The sequence below is a fragment of the Actinokineospora spheciospongiae genome, from assembly GCF_003182415.1.
Taxonomy (GTDB): Bacteria; Actinomycetota; Actinomycetes; order Mycobacteriales; family Pseudonocardiaceae; genus Actinokineospora; species Actinokineospora spheciospongiae.
On record NZ_QHCP01000015.1, the window covers coordinates 86,595 to 104,494 of the forward strand.

14 protein-coding genes are annotated in these 17,900 nt (G+C 71.8%); all 14 read left to right on the plus strand.

Translation table 11 applies throughout. From position 1 onward, the window contains the following. The first annotated feature begins 385 nt into the window (after nucleotides 1-385). The gene (locus DFQ13_RS29350) at nucleotides 386-1,927 is read left to right on the plus strand and encodes a class I adenylate-forming enzyme family protein (protein ID WP_233438628.1); all 1,542 of its coding nucleotides are present in this window, start codon (nucleotides 386-388) and stop codon (nucleotides 1,925-1,927) included. Nucleotides 1,928-1,929: 2 nt separating this feature from the next. After that, nucleotides 1,930-2,646: a tRNA-dependent cyclodipeptide synthase gene (locus DFQ13_RS29355; protein WP_110082112.1), complete on the plus strand. Its 717-nt coding sequence runs from the start codon at nucleotides 1,930-1,932 to the stop codon at nucleotides 2,644-2,646. Between the two features lie 49 nt (nucleotides 2,647-2,695). Continuing rightward, entirely contained in the window at nucleotides 2,696-3,421 is a 726-nt protein-coding gene (locus DFQ13_RS29360; protein WP_110082113.1) for a class I SAM-dependent methyltransferase, read from the plus strand. Between the two features lie 111 nt (nucleotides 3,422-3,532). Then, entirely contained in the window at nucleotides 3,533-3,973 is a 441-nt protein-coding gene (locus DFQ13_RS29365; RefSeq protein ID WP_110082114.1) for a hypothetical protein, read from the plus strand. A 75-nt stretch (nucleotides 3,974-4,048) separates the two neighbouring features. After that, nucleotides 4,049-4,540, plus strand: a complete 492-nt coding sequence (locus DFQ13_RS29370; protein ID WP_110082115.1) for a hypothetical protein — start codon at nucleotides 4,049-4,051, stop codon at nucleotides 4,538-4,540. A 58-nt stretch (nucleotides 4,541-4,598) separates the two neighbouring features. Then, the gene (locus DFQ13_RS29375) at nucleotides 4,599-5,555 is read left to right on the plus strand and encodes a TIGR03885 family FMN-dependent LLM class oxidoreductase (protein WP_035283882.1); all 957 of its coding nucleotides are present in this window, start codon (nucleotides 4,599-4,601) and stop codon (nucleotides 5,553-5,555) included. Then, the gene (locus DFQ13_RS29380; RefSeq protein ID WP_110082116.1) at nucleotides 5,546-7,177 is read left to right on the plus strand and encodes an alpha-amylase family protein; all 1,632 of its coding nucleotides are present in this window, start codon (nucleotides 5,546-5,548) and stop codon (nucleotides 7,175-7,177) included. The genes DFQ13_RS29375 and DFQ13_RS29380 overlap by 10 nt, the downstream gene beginning before the upstream one ends. A 789-nt stretch (nucleotides 7,178-7,966) precedes the next feature. Next, the gene (locus tag DFQ13_RS29385) at nucleotides 7,967-8,695 is read left to right on the plus strand and encodes a helix-turn-helix domain-containing protein (RefSeq protein ID WP_110082161.1); all 729 of its coding nucleotides are present in this window, start codon (nucleotides 7,967-7,969) and stop codon (nucleotides 8,693-8,695) included. Between the two features lie 462 nt (nucleotides 8,696-9,157). Beyond that, nucleotides 9,158-10,051, plus strand: a complete 894-nt coding sequence (locus tag DFQ13_RS29390) for a hypothetical protein (RefSeq protein WP_110082117.1) — start codon at nucleotides 9,158-9,160, stop codon at nucleotides 10,049-10,051. Nucleotides 10,052-10,182: 131 nt separating this feature from the next. Next, the gene (locus DFQ13_RS29395) at nucleotides 10,183-11,016 is read left to right on the plus strand and encodes a helix-turn-helix domain-containing protein (protein WP_035283877.1); all 834 of its coding nucleotides are present in this window, start codon (nucleotides 10,183-10,185) and stop codon (nucleotides 11,014-11,016) included. A gap of 211 nt (nucleotides 11,017-11,227) precedes the next feature. Then, on the plus strand, nucleotides 11,228-12,193 hold the full coding sequence (locus DFQ13_RS29400; RefSeq protein WP_110082118.1) for a PDR/VanB family oxidoreductase: 966 nt from the start codon (nucleotides 11,228-11,230) through the stop codon (nucleotides 12,191-12,193). Between the two features lie 765 nt (nucleotides 12,194-12,958). Then, nucleotides 12,959-15,271 carry a YncE family protein gene (locus DFQ13_RS29410; protein WP_110082119.1) on the plus strand — a complete coding sequence of 771 codons (2,313 nt, stop codon included), beginning with the start codon at nucleotides 12,959-12,961 and terminating at the stop codon, nucleotides 15,269-15,271. 69 nt (nucleotides 15,272-15,340) lie between these two features. Continuing rightward, nucleotides 15,341-16,213 (plus strand): DUF1775 domain-containing protein, encoded by an 873-nt coding sequence (locus DFQ13_RS29415; RefSeq protein ID WP_110082120.1) that lies wholly within the window; start codon nucleotides 15,341-15,343, stop codon nucleotides 16,211-16,213. After that, nucleotides 16,210-17,892 (plus strand): copper resistance CopC family protein, encoded by a 1,683-nt coding sequence (locus DFQ13_RS29420; RefSeq protein ID WP_110082121.1) that lies wholly within the window; start codon nucleotides 16,210-16,212, stop codon nucleotides 17,890-17,892. Before DFQ13_RS29415 ends, DFQ13_RS29420 begins: the two co-directional genes overlap by 4 nt. Nucleotides 17,893-17,900: the final 8 nt, after the last annotated feature.

The window sequence follows — 17,900 nt, forward strand, 5'->3', positions numbered from 1 at the left end:
CCCTATTGCGTCCGGTGTCCTGTTATTGCCGTTGCCACCTCGGAACCCGCCGCATTCGGGACCGTCCGGCACAGCCTGTTGGTACGACTCCCGCAAGCACGGCAGTGACCTGGAACACATTGAATGGTGAAATAGTGAGTCGTATACCGGTGGGTGGTGCGGATAGTCGCAGTTCATGGCCACCCGTCCATGTCCCTTTCGGATTCCGGGATGCCCGCCGTCGGGGTTCGATAGGGGTTCGGGCTTCTTGACCTTGTCCGTAATCCGGTCGTAACGTCTCCGGTGTCGAACTGTCCGGCTGAATGGGGGATCAGTGTCCGGCATGCAATTATGGAAGTCGAGTCTCGGGCTTCTTTTCGATCGCAGGGCCGAAATCGGCAAACCGATGTTCTTCCGCCTCAGCCGCCCGATGGACATCGACCCCTCCGGGCAGCTCATCCTCGACCTGCCCGCGCTGGCCGGGTTCGTCAGGAGCACCGCGGCGGCCCTGCACGCGGCCGGGGCCCGGCCGGGCGACCGGGTCGCCGTGTTCAAGGAGAACCACTTCGACTGCCTGCTGCTCGCCGCCGCCGCGATCAGGATCGGCGCGGTCCCGGTCATGCTGTCGGGGCTGCTGCCGCCGGACTCGGTGCGCGCGCTGCTGCGGCGGGTCGAACCGACGCTGCTGGTGAGCAACCGCAGGCTGCTGGAGGAGGCCGGGTCCGACGGGGGCCCGCTGACCTCGCTCGCGGAGCGGACCCTGAGCCTCGACGGCGGCGTGCCGGACGCGCTGGCCCTCGTCGACGTCCTCGGCGGGCCGGAGCCCGCCCCGGTCCCGCGCGGTGACGACGAGCTGATGATGCTCACCCACACCTCGGGGACGACGGGCATCCCGAAGCTCATCATGTACACCCCGGAGAAGCTCCAGGGGCAGATGGCCAGGCTGGAGTGCCGCCACCTGCCGCCCCTGACCTTCGGGCGCAACGACGTCGTGGCGATGTTCCTGCCGTACGTGCACGCCCGCGCCTTCACCTGGATCTACTCGGTGCTGACCCTCTCGCCCGCCACGGTCCTGCTGATGAGCGAGAACGACCCCGAGGTGGTCGGCCCGCTGTTCCGGCAGCACCGGCCCACGGTGGTCGAGGCGCTGCCGATCGACTTCCTGCGGATGGCGCCCCTCGCCGGGGAGAACCGGGGCGACGCCCTCGCCTCGGTGCGCACGTTCATCGGCAACTTCGACGCCATGCGCTGGTCGGCGATCCGCACGTTCCTCAACGCCTCCCGGCACTGGTTCCCGGTCTGGCGCGAGGGGTACGGGCAGTCGGAGACCGGCGGCCTGGGCATGACCATGATCACCCGGTACCGGGCGAACAAGCGGCGCGACGAGCGGCCCGGACCCCGCAAGGTGGGGCGGCCGATGCCCGGCTTCGTCGAGTTGAAGGTGGTCGACCCCACGACGTTCGAGCCGGTGCCGACCGGCGAGCCGGGGATCGTCCTCGCCAAGACGAAGGCCCGGTGCGTCGGCTACTACGGGGAACCCGAGCGCTGGGAGGAGAAGGCGGTGGGGGAGTGGTGGAACACCGGTGACATCGGTGTCATGACCCGGACCGGTGCCCTCACGCTGCTCGACCGAGAGGTCAACTACGCGCCGGGGGGAAGCTGCCTGGAGCACGAGGACGTGATCGTCGACCACCTGCCCGACGGGCACGACGTGGCCCTGCTCCCGGTGCCCGACGGGCCGCCGGTGCCGATCGTGGCCACGCCGGACGGCAGCCTGGACCGGGAGCGGTGGCGCACGGCGGTGCGCGGTGTGCCCGCCCTGGCGGAGCCGATCGTCATCGCCTTCAAGGACATGCCGCGGACCGGCACGGGGAAGATCCTCCGGGAAGCCCTGCGCACGCGGTACCTCGCGGGCGTCGGCCACCCCGGTCACGGGCGGTGGACATGAGCATGGCACCGGTGGGCGACGCAGGTCTGAACCCCGTCATCCAGCGGGGCCTGTTCACCGTCGAACCGCTCACCGAGGCGTCCCGCCGGGTGTGGGAGCGGCGGGAGCACGCGGTCTTCGGCATCAGCCCCGGAAACAGCTACTTCCAGGTCGCGCGGATGGCGGAACTCTTCGGGTGGCTCCGCGCGGAATTCGACCGGGTCGACGCCGTCATCCCGGATTCCGCGCTGGTGCACACCTACCTCGCCCTCGGCTACGAACCCCAGCGGGCGGCGAAGAAGGCGCGCGGCGAGATCAACGTGCTGCACAACCGGGTGACCCGGGCCTGGGACAGCGTCGGGGGACCCAGGGCGGCCGACGGCCTGCACCGGATGTCGGACCTGTCGTCCGGCGCCGTTTACCGGGAGAAGCTGGCGGAGTGCGAACGGGTGCTGGGCGAGGACGACGTCCTCCGGCGGACGTGCGCCGAGATGAGCCGGGAAGTCCTCCGGATCAGGGGGCACGAGGGACCGCTCACCGCGGACCAGATCGAGGAGTCCATGCGGTACCTGACCGCCGAACTCCCCTTCTTCCTGGCGTCCACCGACATCTTCGGCGTCTCGACGTCGCTGAACTTCTACCACCGCACCCTCCCCCTGGCCGAAGTCGTCTTCTCCGGGGAATCCCGACTCCGGGCGCCTGCCCGGCAGGGGTACGCCACCATTCGCCCGGCGCGGTGAGACCGGTTCCGCCCGCGGTTTCCAGTTCGACACCACCCTGAGGGGCCCCATGGCACAGTACGACGTCCTGGCCAAACAACTCGGCGACATCGAGAAGGCCATCCACTTCTACCGCGAGAACGTGGAGTTCCACTCCTTCTTCCGCGCCCTGGGGCCGGTGCAGGGCAAACGGGTGCTGGACGTGGGGTGCGGCGACGGCCTCTACGCGCGGCTGGTCGCCCACCGGGGCGCGGGCCCGGTGGTGGGAACGGACTCCTCCGCCGAGATGATCCGACTGGCCGAAGCCGCCGAGGCCGAAGAACCACTCGGGGTCACCTACCACGTCCACGACGTGGCGACGATGCCGACACTGGGCGAATTCGACCTGGTCATCGCCGTCAACGTCCTGCACTACGCGGACAGCGAAGCGACGCTGGCCGCCATGTGCGGGCGGATCTCGGCGAACCTCACCCCCGGCGGCAGGCTGCTGGCCTACGTCGGCAATGCCGACGTGGACCAGGAGGCGGCCCGGGACTTCGGGTTCTCCGTGGACCGCCCGGCCGACCTCCGCGAGGGAGCCCCCTTCACCGTCACCATCGGCACGACTCCCCCCGCCTCGGTGCGGGTCCACCACTGGCCGCGGGCAAGCCTCACCCGGGCCCTCGAATCCACCGGCTTCACCCGGGTCGACTGGGAGCAGATGACCCACTCCCCGGTCTCCGACGACGACACCGCGCGCCTCGGCCGCCTGCTGGAGAACCCGCCGGGCTTCCTGCTCAGCGCGTACAAGGAGTGACCCGGGGTCCTTTCGACACCGCGGCGGCCACCGGGGGTTCCCGGCGGCCGCCGCGGTGCCCGCGGCTACGGTTCGGCCGTCCGACCGATTCCGGAGCGCGGGAGGGAGCCGGTGTACCGCCCTGAGGACGTGCGGCGCATCGACCCGGTCGAAGCCATCCGGGCCAGCCCGGGCACCTACCTGCCCACGGGTGGGTACGACCCGGCCCACCTGGCGTCGAGCCTGGTCGACCAGGTGCTGCGCAGGGGGATCGGCGCGGTGCGGGTCGACCTCGGCTCGCGGTGGTGCGTCGTCACGGCCGAGGCGGATTGGCTCGCGGGCCTCAGCGGCGACCCGTTCGAGCGGATCGTGCCGTTCCCCGAGGCCGGGCCGAACGGCATGTACGTCGAGACCGTCCTCGTCGCGTTCGCCCGCGGTGTCGCCACCACGTCCGCGGCGGGGAGCAGGGTCGTCGTCGGGGAATCGCTCGGCCCCCTGGCCGGGATCGACGTCGGAAGCGGTCGTGCGGTCGCCTTCTCCACCCGGTCCACAACCGCGCCGCGCCGTCCGTGACCGTGCGAGACCTCATTTCCAAGGCCGCGTCGGCGATGGACGAGCGGTTGGTGGACACGTGGGGAAAATGGGCGGATGACCAATGTGATCGAGTACCTCGCCGAGGTGACCTGCCGCGGCGTGATCGCGGGCGTGGCGGTGGGCACCCCGGAGCAGGAGGTCCGAGCCGCCCTCGGTCCGGGAGGCGCGGAGACGAGGCAGAAGGGGTCGGTGTTCGTGGACTACGGCCTGGTCGAGGTCGTCCTGAGCGCGGGGCATTGCCAGTCGATCATGCTGCAGGTCCACCGCTTCGCCTTTGATGATGACCGCCGGGCCCCCGGTGTGCTCGCGCCGCACTTCCCGCCGCCGCCCTGGGTGGTCCCTTTCCAGGACCTCCGGACTGCGATCGAGCTGCGGTCGGCGAACGGGGTGGAGGATCACCGCCACTACCCGGGCTCCCGCACTTACCGGGTGGTCGACTCCGACGCGCTGATCAACGTGCTCGACGGTGAGCAGGTCGTGATCGGCGGCACCCACCCGGTCGCAGCCGGTGATGTGTGGTCGATCGAGCTGCTGAGCCGCCCTTGAGGCAATGGGGTACGCGCCTCTCCGTGTCGGATTTGCCCGGGGTGGGTAATTACCCCGCATGGCGGTCTACGGCTTACACGCATCCCACGAACAGGTCCACCCGGCGCGGTTGCTCGACGCGGTGCGCCGCGCGGAGGACGCCGGGTTCGGCGCGGCGATGTCCTCCGACCACTTCGCGCCGTGGACGTCGGCCCAGGGGGAGTCCGGTTTCGCCTGGTCGTGGTTGGGGGCGGCACTGCAGGCGACGTCGCTCGGGTTCGGGGTGGTGACGGCTCCCGGTCAGCGGTACCACCCGGCGATCACCGCCCAGGCCATGTCCACGCTCAGCGCCATGTACCCGGGCAGGCTGTGGGCGGCGCTGGGCACCGGTGAGGCGTCCAACGAGCACATCACCGGTGACGTGTGGCCGCGCAAGGAAGTCCGGTCCGCGCGGTTGCGCGAGTGCGTCGACGTCATCCGGGCGTTGTTCGCCGGTGAGGAGGTGTCGCACGACGGGTTGGTGACCGTGGACCGGGCGCGGCTGTGGACGCTGCCGGAGACGCCGCCGAAGCTCTACGGCGCGGCGGTCAGCGTCGAGACGGCTCGCTGGTGCGCGGAGTGGGCCGACGGGCTGATCACCGTCAACGCCCCCGTCGAGCACCTGCGGTCCATGGTGGACGCCTACCGGGACGCGGGTGGGCGCGGGGAGTTGGCGTTGCAGGTGCACCTGAGCTGGGCGCCGTCGGAGGACGAGGCGCTGGCCGTGGCGCACGAGCAGTGGCGCGGCAACGTGTTCCCGCCGCCGGTCTGCTGGGACATGCTCCCGGCCCACTTCGACGAGGTGGCCCGCTTCGTCACCCCCGAGCAGGTGCGCGCCTCGGTGAACGTCTCCGCGGACCTCGGGCGGCACACCGCCTGGCTGCGCGAGTACGCCGACCTCGGCTTCGACCTGATCCAGTTGCACCACGTCGGCAAGGAGCAGGACGCCTTCATCGACGCGTTCGGCGCGAAGGTGCTGGGGGAACTGTGCGGCTGACCAAGACCTCGGACCTGTGGTGGAAGGACGCGGTCGTCTACTGCCTGGACGTGGAGACGTTCCAGGACGGCAACGGTGACGGCTGCGGGGACTTCCGCGGGCTGACGCAGCGGATGGACCACTTCGAGCGGCTGGGAGTGACCTGCCTGTGGCTGATGCCGTTCCTGCCGTCACCGGACCGCGACGACGGCTACGACATCACCGACCACTACTCGGTCGACCCGCGGTTGGGGACGCTGGGCGACTTCGTGGAGTTCGTGCGCACCGCGCGCGACCGCGGGATGCGGGTCATCGCCGACCTGGTCGTCAACCACACCTCCGACCAGCACCCGTGGTTCCGGTCGGCGCGCGAGAGCCGGGACTCGCCCTACCGCGACTGGTACGTGTGGCGCGACGAGCCGCCGGCGGACGGGCCGGAGGGCGTGGTGTTCCCGGACGAGGAAACCAGCCTCTGGGAGTACGACGAGAAGACCGAGCAGTACTACCTGCACCGGTTCTACAAGCACCAGCCCGACCTCGACGTCGCCAACCCGGCGGTGCGCGACGAGATGGCGCGGATCATGGGGTTCTGGCTGGAGCTGGGCCTGTCCGGCTTCCGGGTGGACGCGGTGCCGTTCTTCCTGGAGACCGAGGGCGCCCTCGACGCGCCCGACCTGCCCGACCCGCACGACTACCTGGTCGACCTGCGCGCTTTCATGACCCGACGCTCCGGGGACGCGGTGCTGCTGGGGGAGGTGAACCTGCCGTACGAGGACACCATGGAGTACTTCGGCGCGGGCGTCGGCGACCAGTTGACCATGTGCTTCGACTTCATCGGCATGCAGAAGATGTACCTGGGGCTGGCGCGCGGCTCGGCGGCCCCGCTGGTCCGGGCGCTCACCAAGCGCCCGCAACCACCCAGGGACGGGCACTGGGCGACGTTCGTGCGCAACCACGACGAGCTGACCCTGGACAAGCTCACCGACGCCGAGCGCGCCGAGGTCTTCGCGGCGTTCGGCCCGGCACCGCAGATGCAGCTCTACGACCGCGGCCTCCGCCGCCGCCTGCCCCCGATGCTCGACGGCGACCAGCGGCGCATCCGGATGGTCTACAGCCTGCTGTTCTCCCTGCCCGGCACCCCCGTGCTGTTCTACGGCGAGGAGATCGGCATGGGGGAGAACCTCGCCGTGGAGGGCCGTGAGGCCGTGCGCACCCCGATGCAGTGGGAACCCGGCGTCGGCGCGGGCTTCTCCACCGCCGACCCGTCGACCTTCCCCGCCCCGCCCCCCGCGGGCACCTACGGCCCGTCCGAGGTCAACGTCGCCGCCCAGCGCCACGACCCCGACTCCCTGCTGTCCTGGATTCGCCTGCTCATCGAGCGCTACCGCGAACACCCCGAACTGGCCTGGGGCGAGTTCACCCCCCACCCCACCGACGACGACGCCCTCTTCGCCCACACCTGCACCGCCGACGGCGCCTCCATCACCGCCGTCCACAACTTCGGCGACCACGAGGCCACCACGACCCTCCCCTTCCCCGACGGCCCCTACCTGGACCTCCTCACCCGAACCCCCATCCCCTTCGCCGACGGTGAACTCACCGTCGCTCCCTACGGCTGCCTCTGGTTCCGCCACCCCGCCTGAGATCGCCGTGTCGCTCCGGCGGGACCGGGACTTCAGGTTGCTGTATCCCGGCCGGGAGCCTGCTCGGTGGCGCGGTGGGCCTGCGCCCGGTGCTGCTGGTGTCCGCACCGGGCGCGTGGCTCGCGGTCGGCTGGGTGTTCTTCTCGCCGCTGCGCGGGATGCGCGAACTCCCCGTCGACCGCACCTGAACCGGTCGGCCGAGCACCTCGCCGAGTCAAGGGAAAGGGCTCCAGGCAAATAGGTGATTCACTCGATTGGACCCACAGGGTGCCAGCTCAGTCGGTCTGAGCTGGGAAGAGGAGCGCTGCGAGACGCCGGGTGCGCCGACCGCGTGGCACCTGTTTACGGACAGCCCCGGTGCCTTTCGCGCGACCCGTGGCGGATCGCCGGGTGCGTCCGGGAGGCGGAGAACTCCCGGTAAAGAACTGTCAACAAAGCTTCACCCGCCCGTCACGTGTTCCCGTGCCATTGCCCGGAACATATTCCTCGTTCCACCATCCGGTCGTACCGGGAGTGGTCCGGTCGCGGCAGTGAGCCCTGCGGAAGGGCGACCGCGCGCACCGGCACCGCGAATCGGGGCGTCGACGCCGTTGCCGGTGCCGCACCTCGCCGGGATCGCGGTGGTGCCCGCCCGACGTGGCCGGAGTGTCCGGTGTGGACGCGGTCGCTCCCGTGGCCGCGGGTGGGGTGTTGTCGTGCGGTCGAGGCGGTGGCCGTCGGTCCGGGGCCGCCTGCGGGACCCGTGCGCGGAAGAGGTCCAGCCGTAGCCCGGAACAGGATGGGGTGGCGATGGTGGAGGTTCAGCGGGGCCGGGGCGCGGGCGGCGCCAGGAGCCTGCCGATGGACGCGTTGGAACAGCTGCGGCGGCAGGCCGTGGCCGCGGTCGGGTCGGGGTTGTCGCAGACGCGGGTCGCGAGCATGTTCGGGGTGTCCAGGAAGGCGGTGGGGACCTGGGTGCGGGCCTACCAGTCCGGCGGCGAGTCGACGCTGCGGCCCCGGCCGCGCGGTCGGCGGGCCGGTGAGCGGCTGGTGCTGTCCGCGGCGCAGCAGCGCGAGGTGGTCGAGGCCCTGGCCGCCGGGCCGCCCGACGAGGCCGGGTTGCCGTGGCTGGTGTGGACGCGCAAGGCCGTCTCCGAGTTGATCGCGCGCGAGTGCGGGCTCGTGCTGGCCGGGACGACGATCGACAAGTACCTGCTCCGGTGGGAACTCCTGGGTCGCGAGGGCGGGGTGTCCCGGCGGGCGGGCTGCCCGCCGGGGACGCTGTCGGTGACCTGGACGCACCCGCGCCCGCCCGCGGGCACCGACGAGCTGCACGCGCTGGTCGCGGTCGGCGGCCGCGGCACGTTGCACTTCCTGGTGGGGAAGACCCCCTTCACCGGCATCGCCGAGTTCCGGCGCAGGCTGCGGATGCAGTGCGGTCGCGACGTCCGGCTGGTCCCGCACGACTGGCCCGCCGCCCACGCCGCGCTGCTGGGCGAGTGCGCGGGGCCCGGGCGGGATGCCGTGCGGCCCACCTGAGCCCGGTGCCGACGAGGCCGCCGATCCGGATTCCGGATCGGCGGCTTTTTTTCGTGCCCGCTGCGTGTTACCCGCGCGTAAACGTTCTCCCGATTCGGCGATCGGGCGCGGTGATGTCGTGGAACAGAAGTGCCGTCCCTGCCTTGAAGGGGTTACAGGTGATCCGCGCCGGTCCCGTCGCGACCTCGTTCCCGCCGCTGCGGGGGTGTCCGGTATTTGCCAGCCGAAGGCAATTCACCTTTGCCATCCATAATGGACGAAAAGTCGCGTAGACCCTGGTGGGGGCACGTTCACCGGTGGCGGCAACATCGGCGCAACGAAGCAGACCGCCTGTTTTCTGCCTGCTGGTCAACAAAACGGTGGAGCTGCCACCATGTCGTGGTCCGGTTTTCCCAGCCTGGCACACGCGAACGGCGGATACCTGAGACTGGGCCAAGAGTCCGGCGCCCGAGGAGGCGGCACGTGCGAACCAGACCATTTCTCACCGCGGGTGCCCTGTCGCTCACCCTGTTGTCCGCGGCGCCCGCCGTCGCGGACGAGGCCCCGGTGGTGGTGGCCGATTGTGCGGCCATCGTCACCGGCACGCCGGGCGGGCGGGTGGCGCTGGCGCCCGCGTCGGTGACCGAACCCGTGGTGTCCGCGCTCGTCCCCCTGGACCCGCTGGGCCTGCTGACGGGTGTGTTCCGGTCGGTCTGGGCGACCACGGCGCCCATCCCGGTGGGGACGGTCCCCACCGGTGAGGCCGAGATCCCGGGGGATCGGATCGCCGACGCGGTGCTGGCGCGCCTCGGTGAACTGCCCGTGCTGGCGCCGGTGCTCACCCCACTGCTCTCCACTGTGGACACGGTGCTCACCCCGCTCTGCCGCATCCTCGTGCGCGGCGGGGTCCCGGGTGCCCCTCCGGAGTCCGCGCCCGCGCCGCCCCCGCCGTCCGCCGGGGGCACGGTCCCGCCGGGCGGCGACGGCGCGGTCCCGCCGGGCGGCGGCGACCCCCCGACCGCGGGACGGCAGTGGGTGGTCGCGGCCGTGCCCGGTGCGACGTCGAGCGGCGGCACGGTGTTCGGCACCCCGATCCCGGGGCGGCTGCCGGGGTTCGACCTCCCGGTGGGCGCCGGGGTGCCGCAGGCGGGCGGTGTGCCGGTGGCGGTCGACGCGCGGCCCCCGGCCGGGTCGGCGGAGCCGCGGGCGGACGTCGTGCCGGTGGTGGCCGACGCGCGGCGTGCGGTCGGGCGGGTGGAGGGGCTGCCCACGCGGCTGCCCGACGAGCTCTCCCTGCCGGTCCTGGCGGCGATCCTGCTGCTGGCCGCGGTGAGCGCCCGACTGGTGCGCAGGTGGGGTTTGCGCTCCCCGCGCTGAACAGGGCAGGCCGCGAAGGGGACGTCGTCCCCGGTCACGAGGTTCTCCGCAGGAGGGACGAGCGGTGACATCCCGTTCACGAGAGGAAGTCCGCCACGAACAGCGCAACCGCCACCACCCGGGACCCGAACGTGACCAGCGGTGACGCGCGCAGCCTCTCCGCGGACGCCCTCGAAGCGCTCCGGCGGCGGGCGGTCGCGGCCGTCGAGGCGGGGGTGACCCGGGCGGAGGTCGCCCGCCTGTTCGGCGTCTCCCGCAAGACCGTCGGCGCGTGGGTGGCCGAGTACCGGCGCCGGGGCGACGAGGCCCTCCGGCCGCGGCGCCGGGGGCGGCGGCCCGGCGAGCAGTTCGCGCTGTCGGCCGCGCAGCAGGCGCGGGTCGTGCGGGCGATCGTGGCGGGCCCGCCCGAGGCGTGCGGGCTGCCGCAGCGGCTGTGGACCAGGCAGGCGATCGCCGAGCTGGTCCGCAGGGAGTTCGGCATCCTGATCAGCTCGCCGACGGTGTCGCAGTACCTGGCCCGGTGGGGGCTGGTCGAGGAGCGCCGGTTGCCGCAGGTGCGGCGCGGCCGGGTGCCGTCGGGCCGCCCGGGGGAGACCCGCCCCGGCAACGAGTGGATCGTGGGAGCGGAGGTGCTGCGGCTGACCTGGACGCGCCCGCACACCCCGGTCGACCCGCGCCGCGGCCCGGTCTCGGGCAGGCAGAACCTGCTGACCGGGTTCCGCGACCACTTCGGCGACGTCAACCTCCTGCTGGCCCTGTCCCACCGGGGGGTGGTGTTCCTGCAGGCGCAGCGCGGGGCCTTCGACGCGCGGCAGGCCGACGAGTTCCTGACCCGGCTCACCGACCAGTTCGGCAGGGGGCTCAACGTCATCGTCTGCGAGTGGCCCGCGCAGCACGACGACATGCTGCGGGAGTGGCCGAGACCCCGCCCCGGCCTGCTGTCGGTGCGCTTCGCACTCGATTGATCGATTTCTGTGGCGAAATGACCTCTGGTGGTGACGGCAGAAATGGGTAGTATTTGACAGCAGTGCCTGCCCGGGTTCTCGGAAAAGCTCACCGCCCCCGCCGTGCGCCGTGAAAACGGCGATACACGGAATTCATTGTCCAGCTATTTCGCTGTTTCCGGCGCTCGTTTGACTTGTTCTTCGAACCCACGTGCAAAAAACCGGGAGAGCCATGACCACCCACCTCCTTCCCTCGGCCGACCTCGACCTCGAAGTGCTGCTGGCGCACAAGGAGACGATCGCCGACGGCGTCGTCCGGCTGGTGTTCCGCCACCCCGCGGGGGACCCGCTCCCGCCGTGGGCCCCGGGTGCCCACGTGGACCTGGTGCTGCGGCCGGACACCGTCCGCCAGTACTCGCTGTGCGGAGACCCCGGTGACCGCTCGGTGTTGGAAGTCGCCGTGCTGCGCGAGCGCGCCGGGCGCGGTGGGTCCGCGTTCGTGCACGACGCGCTGCGCCCCGGTGACCGGGTCCGCGTCCGCGGGCCCCGCAACAACTTCCCGTACGTCCGCGCCGAGCGGTACCTGTTCGTCGCGGGCGGGATCGGCATCACCCCGTTCATCCCGATGGTCGCCGCGGCCGAGGCGGACGGCGCGGACTGGCAACTGCTCTACGGCGGGCGGTCGCGCACGTCGATGGCGTTCGCCGCGTGGCTGCGGGAGCGGTACGGCGACCGGGTGGTGCTGTGGCCCCGCGACGAAGCGGGACTGCCCGACGTGCCGGGGATGCTGGGCAGAGCGGGCACCGGCACCGCGGTCTACTGCTGCGGGCCCGAACCGCTCCTGGCCGCGGCCGAGGAGCTCTGCGCGGGCCTCCCGGGACTCACCCTCCACGTGGAACGGTTCACGCCCAAGGAGAACACCGGCCCGGTGACGGGGTTCGACGTCGAGCTCGCCCAGTCGGGGCTGACGCTGGCGGTGCCCGCCGACCGGTCGATCCTGGAGGTGGCCGAGGACGCGGGAGTGCCGGTGCTGTCGTCATGTCGCGGCGGCACGTGCGGGACGTGCGAGACCCCGGTGCTCGACGGGGTCCCCGACCACCGCGACTCGCTGCTGACCAGCGAGGAGCAGGCCGCGAACGAGACGATGATGATCTGCGTGTCCCGCTCCCGCGGGCGGAAGCTGGTGTTGGACCTCTGACATGGCCGCGCTGACGACGAAGATCGGTACCCGCGCGGCGGCCCTCGTCGCCGCCGCGTCCTGCGGCTGGGCGTTCTGGACGGTGGCGGGCCACCTCGGTGACCCGCCACCGCGGGTCGCCCAGGTCTCCGCGCCCGGACCGGAGTTCCCGGTCATCATCCCACCCACGAGCACCGGATCGCTCTCCCCGCCACCGGTCCCGACACCACCGGTGACGGTGCCCGAACCGGGTCCGACCGCCGAGGGCCGCCCGGTCGGTGTCGGGCAGGCGGTCGCCACCGGCCGCGTCCCCCCGGTCGCGGCGCCGCCGGGGACACCCGGTCGACCGGCACCGACCTGGGAACCGCTGCCCGCACCGGGGCAATCGCTCCCGCCGCCTCCTCCACCACCGCCTCCCACCGGAACCCCGCCCGCGCCGCCGCGACCGTCCGACCCGCCGGTCGTCAGACCCCCGACCACCACACCGCCGCCCCCTCGACCGACCCCGCCCCCGCCCGCTCCGGAATGCGATTCGAGCGGATTGCTGGGGCCATTGCTCTGCGTCGTCCTCGGTCTGCTCGGCTGAGCGCGGGGAAGTATTCAACGCAAACGCTCCCAGTCCTTTTTTCGACGCTTTTCCTCACCGCGAGAACATTTTTTCACGATCGTCTATTTCACTTCTCGTTAACAGGAAGAAACCGAGTAGGTCCTGTTTTCCGTGATTCACTTTCCCTCGTTCGGACAGCCCGATTCCCACCGGGCCGGACAGGAATAGGAAGGAAACCCATGTTCCCAGAAGCTCCGCCAGGAGCCCACCGGAGGTGGCGTCGCGCCAAGGCGGTGGCCGCGCTCTCGGTCGCCACCCTCGGCATCTCCTCGGTGGCCGTGATCCCGGCCTCGGCCCAGCAGCCCATCGGGCTCGCCCCCGTGCCGATCACGTTCCACCTCAGGGACGACAACGGCAAGTGGTTCGACTCCGGGCTGAACCTGTTCGGAGACCAGTCCCTGGCGGTGGCGGTCATGCCCCGGCTCGGCACGCTGGGTGGACTGACCACCGGGGGTGAACTCTCCAGCCTGCTGAACTCCGACCTCGTCGGCGCGGTCGGCAACCTGACGGGGAACCTCCTCGGCCAGCTCCCGCTGCTCGGTTCGCTCGGCGGCGAACTGGGCAAGGCGCTGAACCTCGACAGCACCCTGGCATCGGTCAAGGCGATCGGGACGGCCGACCGGCAGGCCGCCCCGGCGGCGGCGAAGGCGGAGAACCTGCTCGGCAAGTTCGCCCAGCAGCTCAGCTCGATGCGCGCCGACCAGCCGTTCAACCTGAACTCCCTGCCGGTCGGCGTTGACCTGCAGGGCGCCCTGAACGACCTCGCCAAGTTCGCCGTCAAGGGCGCGCCGGTGACGGTCAACTTCGTGGTCGACCCGAAGGAGTCGACCGGCATCCGCAACCCGATGGGCCTGATCGCCCCCGAGGGCGCCGAGGGCTTCCCCTACGAGAACCCCGCGGGCGCGTTCTTCGGCCAGCGGTCGATCCAGCTCACCGAGCCCGGGCTGTACGCGTTCACCGACATGGTGACCCCGTACATGCTGGGCGCGGTGGTGGTCGACGACCCGCTCACCATCGGCCTCGACTTCGGCAAGGCGTCGATGGTGAACTCGCGCAACCTCGTCGTCCCGACCAACTCCGACATCGTCAACCGGCTGGTGAACACGTTCTTCAACATCACCAACCCGAACAACTGGCAGCAGTACAAGGCGGACTCGGAGAACAGCTTCAACGCGATCCAGCCGCCGGTGCCGATCCTGCAGTACGACGCCGCGGGCAACCCGGTGCTGATCCCGAACCTGGACGCCTACTTCGACAAGAAGTTCTCGTACCCGAAGACCCTGTCGAAGGGCAACCAGCTCCCCGAGGTCCCCGGCGTCGGTGAGGTGTGGATCGACACCGAGGTCGAGGAGTGGGCGGGCAAGAAGGCGGTCGGCTCGGCCACCAAGGTCGACGTGACCAACTGGACGGTCGACCGCAAGATCGGCGCCCCGTCGATCAACATGAACAACCCGCACAACATGTGGACCGACAAGGACTACAAGTACCTGTACCAGACCGAGTGGTTCGCCGACAAGGTGGACGTGTTCGACCGGGAGACCGGCGAGTTCGTCCGGTCCACGCAGGTCGGCCACAACCCGGCGCACGTGATGACGGCACCGGGCAGCGACAACCTCATCATCGGCATCAACGCGGGCAACGAGGTCGTCGAGCTGGCACCGGGCGGCACGAACGTGCTCCGCAAGATCACGGTCAGCCCGACCGGTGAGGTCCGGCACCCGCACGCGCACTGGACCAGTTCGGACGGCAAGACCGTGGTCACCCCGAACGTGATGACCAACAACGCGTCGGTGATCGACATGCCGACCGGCACGATCCGCACCGAGAAGACGGGCCAGTTCCCGATTGCCACGAGCATGACCCCGGACTCCTCGACGTTCTACACGGCGGACTTCCTCGGCCAGACGCTCACGTGCGTCTCGCTGGCGCAGGACGCCTGTGCGGACAACGGGCAGATGGCGCACAGCAAGACGATCGACCTGTGGGCGAACTACAGCCCGCAGGACGGCCCGAAGAGCGGCGCGCCGTTCGGCGGGTTGACGATCCAGCTGCCGGTCACCCCGGACGGCAACGCGATGCTCGCGGCGAACGTGCTGTCCCAGACGGTCACGGTCATCGACCCGAGGACCAACAAGATCGTCAAGGACCTGCCGTGCTCGGCGGGCTGCCACGGCATCAACTTCGGTGCCAAGAAGGGCGGCGGCTACTACGGCTACGTCTCCAACAAGTTCGCCAACGTCATGCAGATCATCGACGTCGACCCGAACGGCGACGGCGCCCTCGACGACGCGAAGATCGCGGGCCAGTTGACGCTCGACGCCACCCCGAAGACCAAGATGGACGGTTCCGTCTCCGGGAAGTCGGGCTACGGCGGCCAGGGCGTGCTGGCCATCCCGCTCGTCTACAACGGGTGGGCCCAGCAGAACCAGGGGAGCTGGCGGTCGCAGTTGACCTGCGGGCAGCTCAACCCGATCGACAAGTCCACCTGCTGACACCGACACGGTAGTGGTCCGGGACCGGGAGAGCTCCCGGTCCCGGACCACTCTGCTCAGGAGCCCACCATGGCCTACCGCCGGAAAGCCCTCCCTCGCGGCCTGTCCGCGTTGCTCGCGGCCGTGCTCGGCGCGATCGCGCTGTCGTCGCCCGCGACCGCCCAAGTGTCCATAGTGCCCGACCGCGCCGATGGCGGCGGCACGCGCACCTTCGCCTTCCGGTTGGCCAACGAGCGAACCGACACCAAGTCCACCCGGCTCGAACTGGTCTTCCCGGCGACCCCGCCCGTGCCCTACGTCAAGGTCGCCTCGGCACCGGGCTGGACAGCCACCATCCGCCCCCGGCCGCTCGACCCGCCGATCGAGGCGGACGGCAAGGTGATCCGCGAGGTCGTGGGGGCCCTCGTCTTCGAAGGCGGCGCGATCGGCCCGAGGCAGTTCGAGCAGTTCCTCGTCACCATGGGCCCGCTGCCCGCCGAGGGCAGGCTGCTGCTCGGGGCGACGCAGACCTTCGCCAACGGGGCGGTCTCGCGCTGGGACCAGAACACCGCGCCCGCTCCGGTGATCAACTTCGGGGCGGGCTCCGGCGCGGGCGGGGGCGCGGCTCCCGCAGCCGTGGCCCCGGCGGGCGAAGTCGACGCGGCGCAACCGTTCCAGGTGGTCGACACCGCCGCCCCCGCGGACCAGGGGGCGCGGAGCGCGGGCACCACCGGCGGGCCCCCGTTCGCCGTGCTGTGGGGCGCGCTGGGCCTCGCGCTCGCCGTGATCGCGGTGGTCGGGTACCGGTCCCACCGCCGCGGGCTGAGCACGGCCGCCGCGGAACCCGACACCGCGGAATCCGACACCGCGGAGTCCGCTGCCGACGAGCCGGACACAGCGGGACCCGGCGCCGCGGGACCGAAGGCCGGGCGCGTCGAGGAGAGCGGGGTGGGTGCCGAGTGACGACCGTGCGGGAACGCCCCCGCGCCGCGCCCGCCCGCCCGCGCGCCGCCGCCGGGCAGTTCGTCGCGCTGCTGCTGCTGGTCGCCGCCTGCTGGGGCGCGCTGCTCGCCACCACCCCGCGGGCGACCGGGGACCCGGTGCTCCTGACGACCTCCCCGGGCAACACCGAGCTCGTCAAGTCACCCGACGCGGTCGTGTTGACCTTCGACCGCCCGGTGCCCGCCGCCCTGGCCACCGTGCGCGTCCTCGACCCCGGCGGCAGGCAGGTGGTCTTCACCCGGCCGACCCACCCGGACGGCCGGGAGGACGCGATCTCCGTCCCCATGCCCGCGCAGCGCAACGAGGGCACCTACGCCGTGGCGTGGACCGCGCCGTCGAGCGGGCTGGAACCCGTCAGCGGCTCCTTCACCTTCGACGTGTCCCGCCCGATCCAGCCCGGCGGCATCCCGGCGATCGAGACGACGCGCGACCCGGTCGTGGCGGCCGCGCACCTGGCGGCGCGGGCGCTGGCGGTCGCGGCCATGGTGCTGCTCGCGGGCCTGGCGTTCTTCGTCGCCTCGCTCGGGCCCCCCGCCGTGCGGGCCAGGGTCACCCGTCGGCTGATCAAGGTCGCCTGGTGGCTGCTGGTCGGGAGCACGCTCGTCGCCCTGGTGTCGTTCGGGCCGTACGCGGCGTGGGTGCCGTGGCACGACGCGCTCGACCCGCGACTCCTCTCCGCCGCCGTCGAGTCGACCGGGGGCGCGGCGCTGCTCGCCCGCCTCGCCACCCTCGTCCCCGCCACCCTCGGCCTCGTGCTGCTGGTGGTGAACCCGCCCGCGACCACGGCGGTCGAGCGGTGCTCGCGCGGCGCGGCGGTGCTCGGCTGCGCGTCGGCGGTCTTCGCCACCTGGCCCCTCGCCGACCCCCGATCGCTCGGTTCACCGTCCCCCCTCGCGCTCGCCGCGGACATCGGTCTCCTCGTCGCCCTGGCCATCCCGGTGGGCGGCTTGGTGCTGCTGCGGTTCCCGGTCGGTCGCCACCGGCACGCCGTGGCCCGGCTCGCGCGGTCGGTGGTGGGGTGCGCGGTGCTGCTCGCCGTCGCCGGGACCGCCCAGGCCTGGCTCGGGCACGGCCTCGGCCTGCTCCCCGCCGGAGCCCTCGCCCTGGCCGCGGTCCTCGCCGTCTTCGCCTGGCTGCTCTCCCGCCGCGCGGCGGGCGGGTCCGCGAAGGCGCGGTCGACCCGGCTCGGCCACCAGGTCGTGGGGGTGGCGGGAGCCGCCGCGCTGATCACCGCGACCACCGCGACGCTGATCGCCCTCGACCCCGGCCAGAGCGCGCACGCGGCGGGCCCGGTGGGTCAGGCCCCGGCGGCGATCCGCGAGCAGGCCCCGCCCGCGCGGCTCACCTACGACACCGGCACCCCGAGCGGGCAGGGCTCGCTGGACCTGGTGCTCATCCCGACCACCGACCGGCTCGACGTACGCGTGTCGGTCCTCGGCCCGCACGGCGCCCACACCGCCGTGAGCATCGCCCTCAAGCGCGACAACCGGACGGAACCGGTGCCCCTGGACCGCGCGGGCCCCGGCCACTGGACGGGCCGGGCGACGGTGCCCGAGCGCGGGCGGTGGCAGCTCGCCCTGACCCTGCGGGCAGCCGACGGCAGCACGCACACGGTCGGGCAACCCATCGACGTGCGATGAACGCCCCC